The sequence below is a fragment of the Paenibacillus curdlanolyticus YK9 genome (genome assembly GCF_000179615.1).
GTDB classification, from domain to species: Bacteria; Bacillota; Bacilli; order Paenibacillales; family Paenibacillaceae; genus Paenibacillus_T; species Paenibacillus_T curdlanolyticus.
This window is the reverse complement of the sequence record NZ_AEDD01000003.1, coordinates 139239-158767: the sequence shown is the minus strand read 5'-3', so window position 1 is coordinate 158767 and position 19529 is coordinate 139239. Positions and strand designations below refer to the sequence as shown.

General features: G+C 55.0%; 14 protein-coding genes. 5 read left to right on the top strand and 9 right to left on the bottom strand.

Annotated elements, in window-relative coordinates:
- Nucleotides 1–604: 604 nt before the first annotated feature.
- Complete coding sequence (locus tag PAECUDRAFT_RS06495; RefSeq protein WP_006037326.1) at nucleotides 605–1837, bottom strand: aminopeptidase; 1233 nt, start codon at nucleotides 1835–1837, stop codon at nucleotides 605–607.
- Between the two features lie 156 nt (nucleotides 1838–1993).
- On the opposite strand from PAECUDRAFT_RS06495, the gene PAECUDRAFT_RS06490 reads away from it, so the two are divergent.
- The 3 genes from PAECUDRAFT_RS06490 (at nucleotide 1994) to PAECUDRAFT_RS06480 (ending at nucleotide 3900) form a co-directional block, all read left to right on the top strand.
- Nucleotides 1994–2176 (top strand): YjfB family protein, encoded by a 183-nt coding sequence (locus PAECUDRAFT_RS06490; protein ID WP_006037325.1) that lies wholly within the window; start codon nucleotides 1994–1996, stop codon nucleotides 2174–2176.
- Nucleotides 2177–2303: 127 nt separating this feature from the next.
- Nucleotides 2304–3017, top strand: a complete 714-nt coding sequence (locus PAECUDRAFT_RS06485; protein WP_050794288.1) for a futalosine hydrolase — start codon at nucleotides 2304–2306, stop codon at nucleotides 3015–3017.
- A 4-nt stretch (nucleotides 3018–3021) separates the two neighbouring features.
- The gene (locus tag PAECUDRAFT_RS06480) at nucleotides 3022–3900 is read left to right on the top strand and encodes a 1,4-dihydroxy-6-naphthoate synthase (RefSeq protein WP_006037323.1); all 879 of its coding nucleotides are present in this window, start codon (nucleotides 3022–3024) and stop codon (nucleotides 3898–3900) included.
- Between the two features lie 121 nt (nucleotides 3901–4021).
- Here the strand turns inward: PAECUDRAFT_RS06480 and PAECUDRAFT_RS06475 are convergent, their stop codons facing one another.
- From PAECUDRAFT_RS06475 to PAECUDRAFT_RS06460, 4 genes are all read right to left on the bottom strand, one after another.
- Nucleotides 4022–5269 carry an S-layer homology domain-containing protein gene (locus PAECUDRAFT_RS06475; protein WP_006037322.1) on the bottom strand — a complete coding sequence of 416 codons (1248 nt, stop codon included), beginning with the start codon at nucleotides 5267–5269 and terminating at the stop codon, nucleotides 4022–4024.
- A 616-nt stretch (nucleotides 5270–5885) separates the two neighbouring features.
- Nucleotides 5886–6740: an SDR family oxidoreductase gene (locus PAECUDRAFT_RS06470; protein WP_006037321.1), complete on the bottom strand. Its 855-nt coding sequence runs from the start codon at nucleotides 6738–6740 to the stop codon at nucleotides 5886–5888.
- Nucleotides 6737–7834, bottom strand: coding sequence for a mannonate dehydratase (gene uxuA / locus PAECUDRAFT_RS06465; protein WP_006037320.1), 1098 nt, complete (start codon nucleotides 7832–7834; stop codon nucleotides 6737–6739). The genes PAECUDRAFT_RS06470 and uxuA overlap by 4 nt, the downstream gene beginning before the upstream one ends.
- Before the next feature lie 56 nt (nucleotides 7835–7890).
- The gene (locus tag PAECUDRAFT_RS06460) at nucleotides 7891–8574 is read right to left on the bottom strand and encodes a GntR family transcriptional regulator (protein WP_006037319.1); all 684 of its coding nucleotides are present in this window, start codon (nucleotides 8572–8574) and stop codon (nucleotides 7891–7893) included.
- Between the two features lie 211 nt (nucleotides 8575–8785).
- On the opposite strand from PAECUDRAFT_RS06460, the gene PAECUDRAFT_RS06455 reads away from it, so the two are divergent.
- Complete coding sequence (locus PAECUDRAFT_RS06455) at nucleotides 8786–9613, top strand: sugar phosphate isomerase/epimerase family protein (RefSeq protein ID WP_006037318.1); 828 nt, start codon at nucleotides 8786–8788, stop codon at nucleotides 9611–9613.
- 123 nt (nucleotides 9614–9736) lie between these two features.
- Here the strand turns inward: PAECUDRAFT_RS06455 and PAECUDRAFT_RS06450 are convergent, their stop codons facing one another.
- Together PAECUDRAFT_RS06450 and PAECUDRAFT_RS06445 are read right to left on the bottom strand one after the other, a co-directional pair.
- On the bottom strand, nucleotides 9737–10339 hold the full coding sequence (locus PAECUDRAFT_RS06450; RefSeq protein ID WP_006037317.1) for a DUF2087 domain-containing protein: 603 nt from the start codon (nucleotides 10337–10339) through the stop codon (nucleotides 9737–9739).
- 115 nt (nucleotides 10340–10454) lie between these two features.
- On the bottom strand, nucleotides 10455–11315 hold the full coding sequence (locus PAECUDRAFT_RS06445; RefSeq protein WP_006037316.1) for a hypothetical protein: 861 nt from the start codon (nucleotides 11313–11315) through the stop codon (nucleotides 10455–10457).
- A gap of 372 nt (nucleotides 11316–11687) precedes the next feature.
- Here PAECUDRAFT_RS06445 and PAECUDRAFT_RS06440 point away from each other — a divergent pair, with 372 nt between their 5' ends.
- Nucleotides 11688–13217 (top strand): amidase family protein, encoded by a 1530-nt coding sequence (locus tag PAECUDRAFT_RS06440; protein WP_006037315.1) that lies wholly within the window; start codon nucleotides 11688–11690, stop codon nucleotides 13215–13217.
- Nucleotides 13218–13278: 61 nt separating this feature from the next.
- Here the strand turns inward: PAECUDRAFT_RS06440 and PAECUDRAFT_RS06435 are convergent, their stop codons facing one another.
- Both PAECUDRAFT_RS06435 and PAECUDRAFT_RS06430 read right to left on the bottom strand, forming a co-directional pair.
- Nucleotides 13279–14292, bottom strand: a complete 1014-nt coding sequence (locus tag PAECUDRAFT_RS06435) for an RluA family pseudouridine synthase (RefSeq protein ID WP_006037313.1) — start codon at nucleotides 14290–14292, stop codon at nucleotides 13279–13281.
- A 535-nt stretch (nucleotides 14293–14827) separates the two neighbouring features.
- The gene (locus PAECUDRAFT_RS06430) at nucleotides 14828–19495 is read right to left on the bottom strand and encodes a glycosyl hydrolase (RefSeq protein ID WP_006037312.1); all 4668 of its coding nucleotides are present in this window, start codon (nucleotides 19493–19495) and stop codon (nucleotides 14828–14830) included.
- Nucleotides 19496–19529 lie beyond the last annotated feature (34 nt).

The following is a 19529-nucleotide window of genomic DNA, read 5'->3' as shown; positions in this document are numbered from 1 at the left end:
TTGCGCAGGCGCGAACGCGCGAATAGGGCATAGGAATCTGCCCTATCCGGCGCCCAATAGGGCATAGGAATCTGCCCTATTGGGCGCCACAGCGCCCGCGAGAGCGAATAGGGCATAGGAATCTGCCCTATTGGGCGCCACAGCGCCCGCGAGAGCGAATAGGGCATAGGAATCAGCCCTATTGGGCGCCACAGCGCCCGCGGGAGCGAATAGGGCATAGGAATCTGCCCTATTGGGCGCCACAGCGCCCGCGAGAGCGAATAGGGCATAGGAATCTGCCCTATTGGGCGCTACAGCGCCCGCGAGAGCGAATAGGGCATAGGAATCTGCCCTATCCGGCGCCACAGCGCCCGCGAGAGCGAATAGGGCATAGGAATCTGCCCTATTGGGCGCCATAGCACCCGCGGGAGCGAATAGGGCATAAGAATCTGCCCTATTGGGCGCCACAGCGCCCGCGAGAGCGAATAGGGCATAGGAATCTGCCCTATTGGGCGCTACAGCGCCCGCGGGAGCGAATAGGGCATAGGAATCTGCCCTATTGGGCGCCACAGCGCCCAACCAAAAAGGCAGTGCAGGAGAAACGCCCTGCACTGCCTTTTCCACATTAGAATGCCCAGTTCCCCTTGCGGAACACAGGCTCGGACGTGCCGTCGGCGAGAATGCCGTCGATGTCCATTTCGGCGGACCCGATCATGAAGTCGACATGCGTGATGCTCGCGTTGACGCCAGCTGCGACGAGCTCATCTGGCGACATTTGCTTGCCGCCCTCAACGTTGAACGCATAGCCGCTGCCAATGGCCAGATGGTTCGACGCGTTCTCATCGAACAATGTGTTGTAGAACAAAATGTTCGATTGCGAAATCGCGGACTCATGCGGCACGAGTGCGACTTCACCGAGATAATGCGAGCCTTCGTCCGTCTCAACGAGCTGTTGCAAAATATCTTGGCCCTGCTGCGCCTCGGCCGTCACGATCCGGCCGTTCTCGAACGTAATCTTGAAGTTGTCGATAATGTTGCCGCCGTAGCTGAGCGGCTTCGTGCTGGACACGTAGCCATTGACGCCGTTGCGGTAAGGCACGGTAAACACTTCTTCCGTCGGCATGTTTGCCATAAACGGGATATCGTTCTTCGTTTCGCTGGCAGCGCCGACCCACAGATGCTTCTCCGGCAGCTCAATCGTCAGGTCCGTGCCTGGCGCGCGGTAGTGCAGCTTAGCATAACGTTTGGCATTAAGGACATGAACCTTGGCATGCAGGTTTTCATTATGGGCAGCCCAAGCTTCAACTGGATTCGGCGTATTCAGGCGCACCGAGTCAAAAATCGCTTTCCACAGCTGGTCGACCGCTTGCGCGGGCTCGACATTCGGAAACACCTTGGTTGCCCAAGCTTCCGAAGCGGCGGCGACGACGGTCCATGCGACCTGATCGGATTGAATCGCGCGGCGGTAGTTTTTCAAGCCTGCGCCAGATGCTTTTTGGAAGCTGCCGATGCGGTTCGGGTCGATGCCTTTGAGCAGATCCGGGCTGGATGATATGACAGCGACGAATGCGGCGCCACGATTGATGAATGCGTCGCGCTTTTGGGTTTCCCATTCCGGATATTCCGAGAAAATGCGGTCTGCGCCTTTCTCGTATTTTAACCGGGAGGTCACTTCATCCGTCCATTCCATGTGAACGTTGGCTGCACCAGCCTGATAAGCCTGCGCGGCGATGAGTCGGCCAAGCTCGGCTTGGTCGATGGAGCAGGTGACGAACAGCTCCTGTCCTTCCTGAATATTGACGCCGACCTTCACGATCAGTTCTGCATACTGCTCAAGCTGTTGTTTGGTTACGGGCATGCTTGGTTCCTCCCTGCATATGTAGGTAATGTTCTCCTCCTATTGTATCGCGAACGCGAGCAATAATCGAATTGCTCAAGCCCTATGCCAAGAAGTGGAAGAATGCTGTCGATTGGGCGCAGGTTCGCCGATAGAAGCCATAAGGGAGGGATGAACATGGATATTGCAGCGCTTTCGACGGCGATGAGCCGCTCGGCTTTATCGCAATCCGTCGGCATTTCATTGCTTGGGAAGGCGATGTCGCAGGCGGAGACGCAAGCACAAGGCATCGTGCAAATGATGCAGCAGCAATCGGTTCAGCCGCATCTTGGCGGGCAATTGGATATTCGCATCTTATAAAGCAGCAGGCGGCATCGGCGTATCGATGCCGTCTTTTTAATAGGCCATGCGCGGTCTCGTTCAAGTTGTATCCCCCTGCTGAATCGTGTAAACTCGGCAATAGTCGTTCATCAACAAAAAACGGGAGATGGGGAGATTGAACAGCAGCGAAGCTAACGGTACAACAGGGGAAACGAAGCCGCAGCAGGAGGGCCGTATTCTAATCGTCACGGCTGTAGAAGCGGAGCGGGAGGCGGTGCTTCGAGGCTTGGGCCATTCCACGCGGTTTGAAGTAATGGCGGCGGGCGTTGGTCCCGCGATAGCTGCGGCGAATACGGCGACGAAGCTGGCTTTGTCCAGCGTTCCTTATCGTCTTGTCATTAGCGCTGGCATCGGCGGGGGCTTCCCGGGACAAGCAGAACTTGGCGATATTGTCGTCTCAACGCGAATCATCGCGGCTGATCTGGGCGCCCAGACGCAGGAGGAGGGCGGATTCCTCAGCGTCGACGAGCTTGGATTTGGTTCATCGCAAGTCGCAGTCGAACCGGCTGTCGTTTCGCGCGTGAAGGAGGCCTTGCTCGCAGCGGGCATGCAGGCTGTAGGCGGGGCGGCGCTTACGGTATCGACCGCAACAGGCACGGCTGAGCGTGCGGCGCAGCTGATCAAGCATAATCCGGACGCTGCGTCCGAAGGGATGGAAGGCCACGGCGCAGCCGTCGCAGCACAGCTGGCGGGCATTCCGGCCATGGAGCTGCGCGCCATTTCGAATGCGGTAGGTCCGCGGGACCGAGCCGCGTGGCGAATTGGGGACGCGCTGCAGTCGCTGACAAGAGCATTTGAAATTTTAACGGAGGTGCTATGACATCATGGCTCTAAATATTGCGTATTCCCCTTGTCCAAACGATACTTTCGTGTTCCATGCCTGGGCGCATGGGCTTATTCCGGGCGCGCCGGAGCTGAACGTGACGTATGCCGATATTGATATTACGAACAAATGGGCAGCGAAGGGCGAGGGACCCGAGGTGCTCAAAATCTCATACGCAGCGTTGCCCTATGTGCTCGATGAATACGCGCTGCTGCCTTGCGGAGGCGCGCTTGGACGCGGCTGCGGGCCGCTCGTCCTGACGAAGGGCGGGAAAGAAGGCGAGCCTCCAATGGAGCCGGCTGCTCTCGCAGGCAAGCGGGTGGCTGTGCCAAGCGATCGGTCGACCGCTTACTTGCTGTTCAGGCTGTGGGCAGCGGATCATGTTCCAGGCGGAAAGCTGGACATCGTCGTCATGCCGTTCCATGAAATTATGCCGGCTGTGCGCGACGGCTTGATCGACGCAGGGCTCGTCATCCATGAGGCGCGATTCACTTATCCGAATTATGGCTTGCAGCTCATGCAGGACTTGGGCAGTTGGTGGGAGTCGGATACGGGGCTGCCGATTCCGCTTGGCGCAATTATTGCCCGCCGTTCGATGGACATCGCTTCGCTTGCGCGCTGGGCGCGCGCGTCGGTGGAATATGCTTGGGCGCATCCCGAGCAATCGCAGGAGTACGTCATGTGCCACGCTCAGGAAATGTCGCCTGAGGTCGCGAAGCAGCATATTGATCTGTATGTGAACGAGTTTACGGCCAATCTCGGCGAGGACGGCTATGCAGCGGTAAGTGCATTGCTTAATCGCGCTGCGGACGAAGGGCTTGTTCCACGCGTTGATCCGAAGAAGCTGCTGTGGCAGGAAAATTCCGAACCGGTACGATAACCGTCAAAATATTCTGGAACACCTCGCAATAAAAAACCGCAGCATGCCTATCCTCCATGGACAAGCATGCTGCGGTTTTTTGGTATGTAGGATTTGGCTTATAGCATTAGCGACAGCCTAGCTACGCCTTCTTCGCCGCAACAGAGAAGATAACGGTCTTCGCGGCGTTATCGACCAGGACATTCACCGTGTCCGATCCGATCGTAATCTGCTTGGAAGCGAGCGGACGGCCAGCCGCTACCTCGGTGCAGACGGCAGCGAACCATTTGTGGAACGCAAATGCATCATAGCCGAACAGCTGGTTGCCGAACAGCTCAATCGATTCGGCATTGCGAGCGAGCGTCCCTTCGCGCAAACGAACGGTTATGCCATACGTGTTGTAAGCAGGGTCCAGCCACATCGCGACTTCCTCGGTCGGCTTCTCGGCGCCAGGCGCTCCGCCGCTTACTACTGCGTTTCGTTCATTCTGATCCTTGAACAAGCGAAGCGTCGTATTGAGCAGGTCATGATTCGCGCCGCGCAGCTCGCCAGCCTTCACGAGCGCATCGTAAGCATCCCACATTCGCTTGTCCGGGAATACGATCACCTTCTGCCCGCCGCCTGAGGTCGGAACGAGTCGTTGCAGCTTGTCCGCGGACGGCGCGACTGGAATCCGCTTGCTTTTATCCGTCAGCCGGTTCAAAATCACGAGCGATTCCGCTCGAGTCACATACTCGCCAACGCCGAATCGTCCGTTCGGATATCCCTGCATAATCCCTTTCACGAGCGATTCCGCGATAAATTTCTGCATCCGATCCGATGCGCTTGTCAGGTCGCCATAGGATTGCGCTACCGAACGGCTGAACTGCTCGTCTTCCAGATACTCGGTCTCTTGCAGCGCGTAATAAAGCACCTCCGCTACATTTTCCCGCGTCATATTTCCTTGGAAGTCGCTGTAACGGCTTTTGTTCAGAAAATGCAAATCGCTTGCCACATCGATATAGGGCTTCGCCCAGTAGTCGGTTGTGCCCGGCTTAAAGTCGTAATAGCGGTAATCCTGCGAGAGAATCGTCCGATTCTCCTCGCTCAGCGAGTCGAGAAACGATTGTCGCCAGCTGCGCTCGCCGTTCGGATGCAGATCCGTGTAGGACAAAATGAGCATTTTGATAAATTGGTCGACCTTCACGGGTTCATTCGGCCGGAAGCTTCCATCCGGGTACCCGTCCAAAATGCCGCGTGCGACCATATCTTCAATCGTCGTTTTGCTCCAATGCTTGCTAATATCTGTAAAAGAGATAGTCTGCGCGGCATGCGCCGCAGGCAGGGGCGTGTTCAGGACGCCTGTCATTAGCAGTGCGCCTATTGTCAGAATAACGGTCCAGCGTTTCATGTCGATCCTCCTAGTTGTCGTTTCATGGTTGAAATTCGACAGTATTTAATTAACCACATTCTGGTGAGATTGTGAACGGGTCCCGACGACTATTGTCGAAACTGGGGATTTGGTTATACGAGCATAAGGCGATATGCCCACTAAAATCCAACACATGCTTGTCCAGCATTAGTGTCATGGCCTTAGAGAAGATAATCGGCTGTACGTGCCTAATAACCTTCGTTAGTGCGGGGGGATGCTGGTCATTGCACTTCATACAACGAGAGCGGCCTGATTGGCTGTCTTGAAAGCTCCCGTTGCAGTTCATGCAACGAGATCTGACCTCGAAGGGGGATGTTGCACCCAAAACCTACAAGTCCCGCATATCCCGTTGCGCAAAATGCAATGAACGCCTTCTACTTCCGCGCCTCGAGCCGATTTCATTGCACGAATTGCAATGAGTAGGCTGTTGAACGATCAACGCCACCAGCGCCACCAGAGCTACCGACGCATCAACGCCATCCTACTTACATCCTCCGCAGCCCGCGCTTAACACACCGCCAACCGCTGCAGCGCAAAAACAAGGGCGTCCTTCGGCCGTTGCGGCTTTTGGGACACCCTCTGAATAATATTTCTCCTATACGCCCGAATAGGCAAGAAACCCGCCATCTACAGGCACGACGATTCCGGTTACGAAGCCGGACATCGTCTCGTCGGTCAGCCAGAGCAGCGCGCCGAGCAGATCCTCCGGCTTGCCGAAGCGCCGCATCGGCGTATGCGAGATGATCTTGTTTGAGCGCGCCGTCAGGCTGCCGTCCTCATTCATGAGCAGCTTGCGGTTCTGCTCGGTGACGAAAAACCCCGGAGCGATCGCATTGACGCGAATGCCCGCTTCGGCGAAATGGACGGCGAGCCATTGCGTGAAGTTTTCGATGGCAGCTTTCGCTGCGCTGTACGCGGGAACCTTGGTCATCGGCGAAGGCGCGCTCATCGACGATATATTGAGGATCGACGCGCCCTCGCGGCCGATCATCTGCTTCGCAAACGCCTGCGTCGGAATCAACGTGCCGACGAAGTTCAAATCCAGGACGTTACGGAAGCCAGCTACGCTAAGGTCGAAGAATGAGTTGATGTCCGGAGCTGTGACATCGCCCAGCGAGAACGTTTCGTTCGTCGTGTTCGCGCTCGGATGGTTGCCGCCTGCGCCGTTGATCAGAATGTCGCAAGGGCCGAGCTGGCTCAGCACGGCTTCCGCAGCCTGTTTGACGCTCGCTTCATCGGTAACGTCGCACGCGATCGCTAACGCTTCGCCGCCTGCTTCGCGGATTTCCGCAACGACGGCTTCGCCTTTCTCTTGCGTCCGATTCAAGATGGCAATGCGCGCGCCTTGGCGTGACAGCTCAAGCGCCATAACGCGGCAGAGCACGCCCGCTCCGCCTGTAATCACAACGACCTTGCCAGCGATGGCCGGCATCTGGATTGCGAGTGTCATGAGCCGATCACCGATCCTTTCACCGCTGCTTCCGCTGCAGTTCTGCGATAGCCGTCCCATAAGCCCCACAGGTACATAATGCCGAGCGCGCGGTCATACAGGCCATAGCCTGGGCGACACTGCTCATCCCAAATATGGCGGCCATGGTCGGGGCGGCAGAAGCCTTCGTAGCCTTCCTCGGCATAAGCTTTCACGATGCCCTCGATGTCGACGGTGCCATCCTGCGTCCGGTGGGACGTCTCGATGAAATCGCCGTTGTCGTAGACGCGCACGTTTCGTATGTGCGTGAACGGAATGCGGTCGATGAATTCATGAACCATGCTGACGATATCGTTAGCCGGATTCGCGCCGAACGAGCCGCTGCACAGCGTGATGCAGTTGTAAGGGCTGTCGTGTAAGGCGAGGTAACGACGCACGTTGGCTTGGCTCGTAATGATGCGCGGCAAGCCGAAGATCGGCCATGGCGGATCGTCCGGGTGAATCGCCATTTTAATGTCATGCTCCGCGGCAACCGGGATAATGGCGTCCAAGAAATATTTGGCGTTATCGAACAGCTGCTCCTCGGTCATGCCTTTATAAGCTTCGAACAGCTTCGTCAGGTGGGCGAGGCGCTCAGGCTCCCAGCCGGGCATCGTCAATGTCGAGTTCTCGTTAATTTGTTTGACCAGCTCAAGCGGCGCGATGTTGGCAATACGGCTTTTTTCATAAAATAGCGCCGTCGAACCGTCCGCCATCTCCTTGTGCAGATCCGTGCGCAGCCAGTCGAAGACCGGCATGAAGTTGTAGCAGATCACTTTGACGCCCACCTGCGCAAGCTTGGCTATCGTCTTTTTGTAATTCTCGATATATAGGTCTCGCGAAGGCAGGCCGAGCTTGATGTCCTCATGAATGTTCACGCTTTCAACAACGTTAAGATGAAGGCCGGCGCGGTCGGCTTGCGCTTTGATCGCCAATATTTTGTCCATCGGCCATTCATCGCCCGCAGGCACGTCATGCAGGGACCAGACGATCCCCTCGACGCCGGGGATTTGACGGATTTGATCCAGCGTTACCGTGTCGTTGCCTTCGCCGAACCATCGAAATGTCATTTTCATTAGGAGAGGCCTCCATTGATTGTCGAATTCAGCGTCTATCCTGCGGAGAGGCGCTGTTAGCTTTTGAAATAATCCGGATATTTGGCTCTGAGCAGCGATTGGTCTTCAATAGTCAAATGCATATGGGCAGTCATCAGTTCGGCAGCGTGCTGCTCATCATGGATGCGAATGGCCTCGACGATGCCAAGATGCTGCTCGAATAAATGGTCCCATTGCTGATCTGCCGCAAGGCGCAGCATCCGACTGCGGTTCAGATGGGCATTAATGCTGCCGAGCACCTGCCATGTATTCGTTTTGTTGCAGCCCTCGAAGATCGTTCGATGGAACGCCTCGTCCAATTCGAACATCAGTCGGTAGTCATGGGCTTCGATCGATGCACGCTGCTGCGAGAGGTTGCGTTCTAGTTCCGTCAGCCGCTCGGCAGGGAACTCGGCGCATGCTAGCCGTACGACGGCGACCTCCAGCTGCTCGCGCATAAACCGCGCTTCTTCAACCAAATTCATGTCAATGAGAGAGACGTAGGAGCCGCGCTGCGGATACACCTCTAGCAGGCCTTCCTGAGCAAGCCGCACGAAGCTTTCGCGGACCGGCGTTCGGCTGACGTTGAATTTGAGGGAAATATCTTTCTCGGAAATCGCTGTCCCTGGCGGCAGCTCCAGCTGCAAGATCAAGGCTCGCAGGGCATCGTAAACCGCATCGCGAGTGGACACGGGCTGGATCGGTTTTAACGTAAAGTCCAATGGATCACCTCCGCAACGGATTAGTTTGTTAAGGGTATCCTACCACACTTGTATGGTAGTGTGGTAGTGAAAACCTTTTTAATCGTCATATTCTCGTAACTATCCCGCCTTCATTATGAATTAATCGCCAAATCGCATAGTTATTGTCAACAATCCGGCATAGTCGATTAGTTGAATTCCTGTTAGTTTTGAACATATAGGAGGGATTTAGATGAGTCGATTATCGATTAGCAGCTGGAGCACCCATCGTTTGCTGAAGACAAGCTTATGGACAGCATGGGATGCAAGGAAGGCTACCCAAATTACGCATGTGGAGAGCCGCGATTCGGGCTTAACGCTGCTTGAACTTCCGAAAGCGGTTGCACAAAGAGGGATTCGTGTCCTGGAGGCTTGCCATTTTCATTTTGCATCGGATGATGAGGCTTATGCCAAGGAGTTAAGGCATGCGTTCGAGGATGCAGGCGTTGCGTTCCATACGCTATTAATTGACTATGGCGATCTCTCGTCGCCGGATGGCGTTCGAGCAGCATCAGACGAAGCGTTCATCCGCAAATGGATCGACGTGGCTGCGCATGCAGGAGCTGCGGCAGTACGCGTTGTTGCGGGCGAGCAGCAAGCGGGAGACGAGGAAGCGATCATACGCAGCGCGGCAGCGCTGAGAAGGCTCTATGCTTATGGGCAAGAGCGCGGCGTTCGCGTAGTCACGGAAAACTTCCGCGAGCTGACGGAAACCGTGGCGAGCTGGCAATCGGTCATGGAGCATGCCGGCAGCGAAATAACCGCTATCGTCGATTTCGGGAATATGAAGCCCGAGGAGAAGGAGCAAGCGATTCGGTACGGCGCGCCTATGGCGTATGCGATTCATGCAAAGCCGGAATATTCCAGTGACGGCGTGATCGATGAGGCGGAGCTGACGCGCAATCTCGCAATTGCCGACGAGCTGGGCTGCACAGCGCCGATTTCGGTCATTTTTGACCAAGAAGGCGACGTATGGGAAGGCATAGAACAAATTGCGGCCATCGTAGCTAAGGGCAGATAAGGAAGCCGCGTTTGCAGCAGCCATTGAATTAAATCGATTTCATACCTTTGCAGACGATTTGCAAAAAGGCGCATCCCATCGGCGGGACGCGCCTTTTTGTTGCATGTGTATTCGGTAATACGATCAAGATAAGGTTTCCCAACGCGCCCATAGCTCCGGCGGATTCAGCTCGTATTGCTCTTTGTCCCGGAACATGAATTGATGCATGATGAACTCTCTGCGAATCGTGGCAAAATCATCATGGAACTGCTTTATATACTCGTTTATTTCTTTCTCGGTATACGTCCGGCTTCTCTCCAGCCCTTCGACGATATGCTCAAGCGTAATGAGCTTTTTCTTAAGCTGCGACGGAATTTGCTTTAAGCGGCCGTCCTTAAAGAAGTTGCGGATGACGGACTGCTTCAGCTTCGATTGCGCTGCGTCCACGGGATGCACCTCTCCTCTTGCGTTCGCCCCGCGATAAATGAACTCGGCAGCAGCGATCGCATTGTTTTTAATAAAATAATGGTCGAGGGAGAAGTAGATCGTATTCTTTTCTCTCCGCTCATGAATCAGGCTCGCTTCCCGAAGCTTGGCGGCATGATGGGTGATGGTGGCAGGCGTGACGCCGAGCTTCTCGGCCAGCTCCTGCCCATGCCGTTCGCCGTCTGCCAGCAGCACGAGCATGCGCAGGCGAGTAGCATCGGCAAGCGCCTTGTGATAACCGACTACTTTATCAAGCTGCATAGGGTATGTTCCTTTCTGATTTGATAATCATCTAATTAGATATATGTTAAAATGAATATAAACGAAGCCCTCGGCTATGTCAATGCCGGGGGCTTTATGCCATACGCAGCCTAGCCTACCTAAGCTGACTGCTTACGGTTTTGATGACGGCGGCAATGCGGATTTCGCAGCCTTCGACCGTTCCCTGGCGCTGCGCGATGTCTTGCAGCACCGATTGCAGCGTAGTTAAGGAGCGGATTGCCGATTTGGCATCGCTCCCGCGCAGCGCGTATGTAAAGTCGCTCCATTCGGATGTTTTCTGTTTATTGAGCTGGCTGATGGCGGATCGTTCCGGTGAAATCGCCTTTTCCTCCTTATCGATCGCCGCGAGCTGGTCGCGCAGCCGTTTCATCATGCTGCTTGCGTTCGTTTTTGCCTGCTTCAGCTCGGCTTCCGCAGCTTGAATCTCGGCTTTGGCTGCTTTCGCGCGTATTTCGAGCAGATCCGCTTGCAGCTCCATAAAGGCGATAAGCGTCTTGCTGCCCAGCTTCTTGGCTGCCTTTAATTGCACAACAGCGAGGGCATATTGATCGAATATCGGCTGGCCGCTTGCTTTGACCGTCTCGACTTTGCTCGCCAGCTTCTCGATTTTTGCTTTGTCGATCAATTGGATTCGTTGGCGCAGCGTCTTTTCGTTGTCATCATTTTGCTTGCTGGCCGCCTTGAGGCGCGTATCGCGCTCCGCATTTTGCTGCTGCAGCAGGATGAAGGTGTCGTATAGCCTTTGGAGCGTGGCGGCATCAGCTGGGACGGCAGCTGCTTTCGTTTTGTCGAACTGCTTTTGAGCGGTTGACGTGAGCTGCTCGGCAGCCGCCTCAGCGATTGGCAGGGCAAGCGGGACCGATACCATCACAACCGCCAGCATCGCTGCCAATAGCACGGTGACGATCCTCATGTTGGCCCGAGATAAACGGGGCTCCATCTGGTTTACTTTCATTTCATTTCCCTCCTAGAGCTAGAATCATAGCGAAAACGACAAAAAGCACCCTTCAAACTGACCGCGGCCGGCCAGCTCGAAGGGTGCTTCCCTACGACAAACGTACGTTTTTCGCCTATGTGACTTCAATATACACGCTGAAACGAAAAGCTGTCAATATTTCCAAAAACTCCGTTCATTCGACGTATATCGGGAGCGTTCGGGGCGTACAATGCAAGAGATGCAAAAATAGGTTGCAACCCGTGCGGAAGTCGCTATTTTCTAGGATGGGACAAGAAGGAAGTCCTGCCGGATACGAGGAATATAGTACGCGTTACGCGATTGTGTGTGATTGAGGTCGTACACCATTTTATCTATAGGGAGAAGGTCAGCGTGAAGGTAGCCCCGGAAGAGTGGATCGTTGAGGCGGACATCAGAATGATGCAATCCGCTATGGAAGCGGGAACGTTAAACGCGGTGCAGCTTGTACAGCTTTATGTTGAACGAATTCGCAAGTATGATGGACCGATCAACTCGATTCTTGAGCTTAATCCGGATGCGCTTGAAATCGCTTTCTCCCTTGACGAGGAACGGCGTCGTTCGGGCAGCCGCGGCTTGCTGCATGGCATTCCGATTTTATTGAAGGACAATATTGATACGCGTGATCGCATGCATACAAGCGCGGGCTCGGTGGCATTGGCGAATTCCATTGCGCCAGCGGATGCGTTCGTTGCGGCGAAGCTTCGTGAGGCAGGGGCGGTTTTGTTAGGCAAAGCTAATATGACGGAGTGGGCGAACGCGATGTCCGACACCATGTGGGCTGGCTACAGCTCAAGGGGCGGTATCGTACTAAATCCCTATGGCCCGGGCAATGTGTTCGTCGGCGGATCCAGCTCGGGATCGGCGGCGGCTGTGGCAGCGAGCTTCTGTGCGGCGTCGATCGGAACGGAGACCTCGGGGTCTATCGTTTGCCCTGCAAGCTACAACTTCGCCGTCGGCATTAAGCCGACCGTCGGGCTTGTAAGCCGCTCTGGCATCATTCCGTTGTCCAGGAGCCAGGATACGGCAGGGCCGATCGCTAGAACCGTTACGGATGCTGCGATTTTGCTGGGCGCAATAACGGGAGAAGACGAGCAGGACGAGGCAACGCTGCATGCCAAACAGCGCGTTTATGAGGATTACACGCCTTTCTTGGATGCTCGTTTCATTCGCCAAGCGAGAATCGGAATTCCCCGCTATTATTGCGAGCAGCTGGATGAAGCGGCATTGACCATACTAGAGTCGGCAATCGCAGTGCTGCGTTCGCTTGGGGCAACGATTGTCGATCCGGTTGAGCTCCCGTGTGCAGGAATTGAGTGGGACCGCAACATGATTCGGCATGAGTTTAAGAAGGACTTGAACGATTATTTGGCTCGCTTGTTGCCTGAAGTGCCTGTGCGCACGATGAAGGAGCTGATCGCTTATAACGAAGCCAACGCTGAGGCAGCGTTGAGGTATGGCCAAGGCGGCCTGGAACGATGCGAAGAGACGAGCGGCTCGCTGCTGGAGCCTGTTTATCTGCAGGCATTGCGGCATAATCGGACGATGTCTCGCGAGCAAGGAATCGATTATGCGCTGCAGGCGCATCGGCTTGATGCATTGTTGTTCCAAGGCCATCATGGCTCGGAAATTGCGGCAAGGGCGGGGTATCCGCTTGTGACTGTGCCGGGCGGCTATGCGAGCAACGGCTCGGTGTCGAAAGCGGGCTATGTAACCGATGGGCCATACGGCATCACCTTCTCAGGCACGGCTTATAGCGAACCGACATTAATCAAGCTTGCGTATGCGTTCGAGCAGGCGACGAAACATCGCTTCCCGCCGAGCTTAAGCGCCAGCTTGCAGAATAAGCGGTTTGAGGAGCTTGCTCCTTTGTATGAAATCTAGCGAAACAGCGCAAAAAGGCGTCAAATCAACGATCGAGGATCGCGGGTTTGACGCCTTATTATTATTGCTTTGGCGTTTCCGTGCGGAATGGGCGTAAAAACGCTTTTGGAATGTCGCTTTCGAACCGCATAAGCTCGCCTGTTGTCGGATGCAGGAACGACAAGATTCTGGCGTGCAGCCCAAGGCGGCCAATTTCGCGCGAACGCGAGCCATATTTTTTATCGCCTGCGATGGGATGACCAATATCCTCCATGTGGACGCGGATTTGGTTTTTGCGACCGGTCTCCAGATGGACTTCGAGCAGGGAGTAATGCTGATTCGTTTGCAGCGTTTTGTAATGGGTCACGGCATGCTGGCCGTCGCCTTCACGGAAGCTGGAATACATTTTGAGCGTGCTGCTCTCGCGAAGCCAAGACGTGATCGTGCCTTCCGCCTTGCGGACTTTCCCGTCCACGAGCGCGATATAGGACCGTTCCTTCACGACTTCTTGCCAGTTATTTTGCAGCTGCTGCTGTGCCGCTTCGGTTTTGGCAAACATCATGACGCCTGACGTATCGCGATCGAGGCGATGAACGACGAAAATCCGATTGCGCGGATTATGGACGCGAACATGTGCCGTCAATTGACGATAAGCCGTCAATTCATTTTCTTTGTTCTCTTTATCCGATGAGATCGACAGCAGGCCAGCATCCTTCTGGACAACGACAATATCATCGTCCTCATGCAGAATGACAAGGCCGATAAGCGGCGGCGCTTCCTCGATCTTTTCTTTGCTCACCGTTACGGTGAAGCCGGGCTTCAGCGGGTAGTTATAAGCCGTTGTAGCTTGTCCGTTCACCGATACTTGCCCGCGAGCGAGAATGGACTTGACCGCATTGCGGCCGGTAGAAGAGAGGGCAGTTAGCAGGAAGGGGAGCAGCTCTCCCGCTTCCTTGACCTCATAGTTGCGCGGCGGTATTTTGGCTGGCGCCTTCGCCTGCGGCTTGGATGATGCTCCGCGCTGCGGCGCGGCTGCTGATTTTGGACGTGATTTGTGCTTAGGCTGAAACTTGGGTGCTGCTTTCTTGTTAGACATCGACCGATCCTCCTGAATGTGCATGCGAATAAGTATACCATTAACGAGAGTGACATTAAACCGACTTCCACTACGTGCAAAAAGGGGCTGGCCGCAAGTGGTGACCAATAGGATTTCGTACAGATTTTCGGAACCGGAACATCCCTTTTATCTGTTTGTTATGCCGTTGCATTCTGCACAATGGGAAAGGCAGAAGAGGCCTGTCTCGAAGGTTCCCATTGCAGTTCATGCAACGAGATACAGGCCAGAAGAGCCGCAATGCGCCCCAAAACTAGCAGGCCGTCTTACCCATTGCACGATATGCAATGATGCCTTCTCGTTTCCGCATACGAGCGGATTTTATTGTACGAACTGCAATGAGAAGGCAGCCTTCAAATCAACGCCAAGCGATGCAGCTGCAAAAATAGGGGTGTCCCCCAGCCGTCGCGGCTTGTGGGACACCCCTATGTGTCCCCCAGCCGTCGCGGCTTGTGGGACACCCCTATGTGTCCCCCAGCCGTCGCGGCTTGTGGGACACCCCTATTTTTCATTGTAATTAGTACTTCACTTCGTCCACATATACCGTAGCCTCGCCGGTTCCCGAAGGCGCGACGATTTGGAGTCCGATCGCTTGCGTCGTTGCCAGATCGACGATGCCGCTGAGAGGCAGCGTCACCGTAGCGAAGCCGCTGTCCGAAACAGCCGTTAGCCCGCTGTCGTGCCATGTCCAGCCGCTTCCGGTCTTGATGAACAGCTTCGCTTGCACGCCTGATCCCAAGCTAGCGCCTGCTGCTGGAACAACCTTGACTTTGGCTGTCAGGGCGGTTGAGCCGCTCAAGTCCGCAATTCCGATATGCTGCAAATGGAACGTTCCTCCGTTCAGCTCGAACAGCGCCTGAAGCGAATGGGTGTTCAGCGCAGCTTGGTCGGTCGTGAAGCTAAGCTGTGATGCATTGGCGGTGTTGTAAGCGCCGTTGTTATCCGTATTAATGGACCAGTTCTCTACGGATGACTCAAAATCAAAAACCGTCGCAGCTGGTACGCTTGCGGATTCGAGCAAGACATTGTCTACATAGAGGATCGCCGCACCTGAACCCATGAATTTATCCAGCGTAACGCCAATCTCGCGAACATCATCCCGATCGGCGACGCCTGCGAGTGGGAGAGACAAAGTCATGAAGCCGGAAGCATCTACTGTGCTCGCGCCGCTATCGTACCAGCTCCAGCCGGCGCCTGTTTTGATGTAGAAGCGCGCATCGGCAGTGCCTGTCGACAGCTTGACCTTCGCGCTGATCGTATCGACAGCCGACAGATCGAGCGCTGCTGTTTTCTTCACATCGAATGAAGTGCCCGCCAGATCAAAGGCGGTTTGCAGCGCGTGCGCGCCCAAAGCGGCATCGCCAGCAACGGAAGCGGGGGCAGCTGCGCTTGCCGTATTCCCGCCAAGCTCCCAGCCTGCCGCATCCGACTCAAAATCGTAAAGCGTGCCCGGCTGAGCAGCGCTGCTGCCTGAGCCTGTGCCGCCGTTCGGTACCGTTCCTGCGGCGCTGTCGAATTCGGCGCCGATGTCATCGAATACCATCGCGCTTTGGAGCATCGCGCCGCCAACCGAGTTCGTATAGATGGAAAACTGCTCGACGTTTTTCAAATTCGTCTTCGTCAGCGTACCCGTCGCGCCGTGCACAGGCACAAAATCGTTGAACGGAATGTTGAGCAGACTAGCTGTCGTTCCGGCTGCGGAAGGGTAATACTCAAAGTATTTGCCATCCACTTTGAGCTGGATTACCAGCTTTTGATTTTGACCGTCAGGCTTATACCAGAAGCTGAGCTGGTTAAACGTCGACCAGTTTACGCCCCCTAAGCTCTTCGTGACGCCCGCATAGCCCGACCCGGCAAGCGTATATTCATATTTCATTGCATATGTGCCGGTCCCGGAGATCGACGGAACGAGCGACAAGGCTGTTGCGTCTCCGCCAGCGTGGCGAATGGCCAAATTCAAGGAATCATTGCTGCCTGCATAGTATTCAAAATGATCGACAATAGCCGGATTCAGCGGTGCCTGCACGTATGCGCTGTACAGCTTCACATTGTCGATATAGATGGCGAGGTTTCCTTGGGCGCTAGCGAGCCCGCTGCCTACGAGCGAGAAGGCCAAGCCTGTTGCGCTAGCCGATGCGGAAGCCTGATTCAGATCGATGGAAACGGAATATTTGGCATATTCGACGCCGTCGATTGTCTGTTTATCTAACTCTGACAGCTTGCGAAGGGTAGTCGTCTCGCCATACTTCGTGTTCCAGTCCGGAGGCAGCATGACGATGCCGCGCAGGCTGGCGTCAGGGTTCCCTGCTCCGGCGCTTGTTGGTACCCATGCATCGAATTTCACGCGATTCACATCGGCTAACGAGACAGAGGACGCAATATCATTGAGCTCCAGCTTCAGCTCTTGCCATGTATCGGCCGCGTCCAAGCCAGACGTATCGATCCGCAATGCGCCGTCTCCATTCAGCGTGCTATGGGAGAGGGTCGTCGAAATGCTTGACGGGTAAGCGCCATTGCTTTTTACGTCAACAATGTCCTGATCGAAGCTAATCGTCTTCATAAGGAGCTCGCTGACGCGCACGAATGCCGCTGCGCGCTGCTCTGCAACCGTTCCGTCTGCCGCATAAACCTTGACGGTTATGCCGACGTTTTTGCCGTTCAGCCTTGCCTCAGGCGACCAGCTCGCGGAGTAATAGCCGTCTGCATCCGGAAGCATGATCTCCTCGGTTGACGAGCCGTCCACAAGATAGGTGACCTTCGTCGGCGTCTGGTTCAATACTCGTGCCCGCACGCGTGTTGTCGGCTCGCTGATTGTCGACATGTTTGCTGGCGAAGCGATATGGAAGAACGGCTGCTCGGCTGCTGCCGTCACCGTCTGGCTGTACACGCCGCTCAGCTCTCCACGGAACAAGGTATACGGGTCTTGATAATACGCGATAAAGTCTGGCAGCAGTTCGTGGTCGCCCAGCCCTGGCGCAGCTTTATAAGGGACGAACAGATTGCCGTCCAGATTAAAGTTCGCCCATGTTTGCATGTATGCGATACGGCTGGCATCAGGATCTGATTTAATCGCTTGAAGCAGCTTGGTGAACCATGCAAGATCGCCGTTGCCTGTCGTTTTCATCCCGCTCGGGCTATAGCCGAATTCGGAGAATGTAGCGATTTTGTGCTTGCGATCGGCAAGCTTATTGATCATGGCTAAGTCAGCTGTGAGATTGTTGAAGAAGGCTTGTGTGCCCGGAGCGCTTTGATTATCATATTGATCCATGCCGAGAATATCGACGTAATCGTCGCCTGGATAGGTCGTTAGGTAATTCGACTCGCTGCCTCCGAACGTTCCGTTAGGGGAGTAGACATACAGCATGTTGTGCACGTGTTTGATATCGCGCAAATACTCGACCGTGTACCGGAAAAGCTCGATATATTGGTCGGTCGGCGTCCAAGCTGCTCCCCACCAGAACCAACTGCCGTTCTGCTCATGAAGCGGGCGGAACATTATCGGAATCTCGGCGCCCTGGTCATCCTTGAGCTGTAGCGCGAAATCAGCAATCATGTCCAAATAATCGTTATATGCGCCGTTCTTGTCTCCGCCGGGCAAAATATGCTCAACGACGGAGCCGGCTGTATCGTTGAACGAGCCGCCTGTCACGAAGTTCGGCATATGCGCGCTTAAGGTAATGATGCCGCCCATCTGATGGGCTTCTTTCGCTTCACGCGTTAAATTCAACCGGCTTTGCTCCCGATTATTCAATACGCCAGGCACTTCTTTGCCTTCCAGGCTCAGCGTGTCCCAGCCGAACACGGCAGGGAAATCGCCGACCGCTTTGTTAACATCCGATTGCGGAGTCGAGAGGCTTGGATCAATTGTGAACCCTACGTCAGTCGAATGCTGCTGTCCGAACAGGATGCCTTTACCGCGGATGTCTGCCAAATAAGCGAACAAGGCTTTCGTTCGCGCAGTCGCATTCGCATCCACAAAATTCTCGCTTCGCACATTCCCTCCATTATTCGAGCTTCCGCCGGAGCCGCCACTGCTCGAACCGCCAGTGCTGCCTCCCGTTGTTCCGGTCGTTCCGTCCTCATTGAGGGGTTCTAGCTTGCCATCCGAATAGCGGTATTGCCCCGCAGGGTAGCTTGTGCCGTTAACAAGCGCAGAAGCTGCTGTAATCACGATGCGGTTTATGCTGCCAGGGCCAGATACCTGAAGGGAGCCGGATTGCCCAATCGTCAGGCTTCCCAACGTGCTGCTGCCACTGCCTGTGAAGCGAAGCGCTAACGGCGCATTCACCATCACCCCGTCGAAGCTGCTGTCTTTGATCGTAATGGCGTGCGCACCGCCTCCTGCGATGAAGGTTTGACCTTTTACAGCGATGCGTTCCAGAGAAACCTCTTGGTTGCCTGCGCCAGAGGTGATATAGAGGTTGCGGGTGATGCTGGCATCATGGAGCTGAACGCCTCCGGCATGAATGATGGCATTGCCGTTAATCGCGCCGCCTTCATAGCTGCCTTCTTTGTAAAAGTAAGCTGTCGTTAGCTTATCGATGAGAGCGACGGTTTCCGCACGGGTTAATAAGGACTGAGGGCGCAGCGTTCCATCGCTGTAGCCGCTAAGGATATTTTGCAGCGCATTAATGGCATCGACCGCATAAGGGCTAATCGCGTCCGAGTCTTGGAAAGAGGCTGCGAACGAAGCGCGATCAGCTGCTTGCAATTGATAGACGCGGGCAAGCAGCGCAGCTGCATCTTGCCTGGCAATGGCTTGCGCTGCCCGTGCTTCGTTATTCGGAAATCCGAGATAATAGCCGGCTTCGCGAGCGTAGGAAAGCTGATCGGCATACCAAGCGTTGGACGGCACATCGGAGAATGCCTGTTCCGAACGATGCGAAAATCCGAACAAGCGATTAATGACCGTGATGAACTCGGCGCGCGTTATGGCACGGTTCGGTTCGAAGGCTTGATTTGCGTAACCGTTTACAACACCGCGCAGCATCCAAGTATGAACGGCATGTTCTGCCCAATGTCCTTCTAGATCGTTTCTAGCATGTTCGCCGCTCGTCGATGCAGAGATAGGCGAGACCGTATTGCTAGACGCTTCACCATAAATTGGCGATGCCGTGGTGAGGGAGGAAACGGTCAGAAGGGAAGCGGTAAAAATAGAAGCTAACTGAGTTTTTGTTAGTTTCACTGTTATTATACCTCCTAAGTTGGTTGATTTGACT

Excerpts from the sequence above, each read along its gene's own strand:
- PAECUDRAFT_RS06495 (WP_006037326.1), bottom strand. The coding sequence starts at position 1,837 with ATGCCCGTAACCAAACAACAGCTTGAGCAGTATGCAGAACTGATCGTG.
- PAECUDRAFT_RS06490 (WP_006037325.1), top strand. The coding sequence starts at position 1,994 with ATGGATATTGCAGCGCTTTCGACGGCGATGAGCCGCTCGGCTTTATCG.
- PAECUDRAFT_RS06485 (WP_050794288.1), top strand. The coding sequence starts at position 2,304 with ATGGGGAGATTGAACAGCAGCGAAGCTAACGGTACAACAGGGGAAACG.
- PAECUDRAFT_RS06480 (WP_006037323.1), top strand. The coding sequence starts at position 3,022 with ATGGCTCTAAATATTGCGTATTCCCCTTGTCCAAACGATACTTTCGTG.
- PAECUDRAFT_RS06475 (WP_006037322.1), bottom strand. The coding sequence starts at position 5,269 with ATGAAACGCTGGACCGTTATTCTGACAATAGGCGCACTGCTAATGACA.
- PAECUDRAFT_RS06470 (WP_006037321.1), bottom strand. The coding sequence starts at position 6,740 with ATGACACTCGCAATCCAGATGCCGGCCATCGCTGGCAAGGTCGTTGTG.
- uxuA (WP_006037320.1), bottom strand. The coding sequence starts at position 7,834 with ATGAAAATGACATTTCGATGGTTCGGCGAAGGCAACGACACGGTAACG.
- PAECUDRAFT_RS06455 (WP_006037318.1), top strand. The coding sequence starts at position 8,786 with ATGAGTCGATTATCGATTAGCAGCTGGAGCACCCATCGTTTGCTGAAG.
- PAECUDRAFT_RS06450 (WP_006037317.1), bottom strand. The coding sequence starts at position 10,339 with ATGCAGCTTGATAAAGTAGTCGGTTATCACAAGGCGCTTGCCGATGCT.
- PAECUDRAFT_RS06445 (WP_006037316.1), bottom strand. The coding sequence starts at position 11,315 with ATGAAAGTAAACCAGATGGAGCCCCGTTTATCTCGGGCCAACATGAGG.
- PAECUDRAFT_RS06435 (WP_006037313.1), bottom strand. The coding sequence starts at position 14,292 with ATGTCTAACAAGAAAGCAGCACCCAAGTTTCAGCCTAAGCACAAATCA.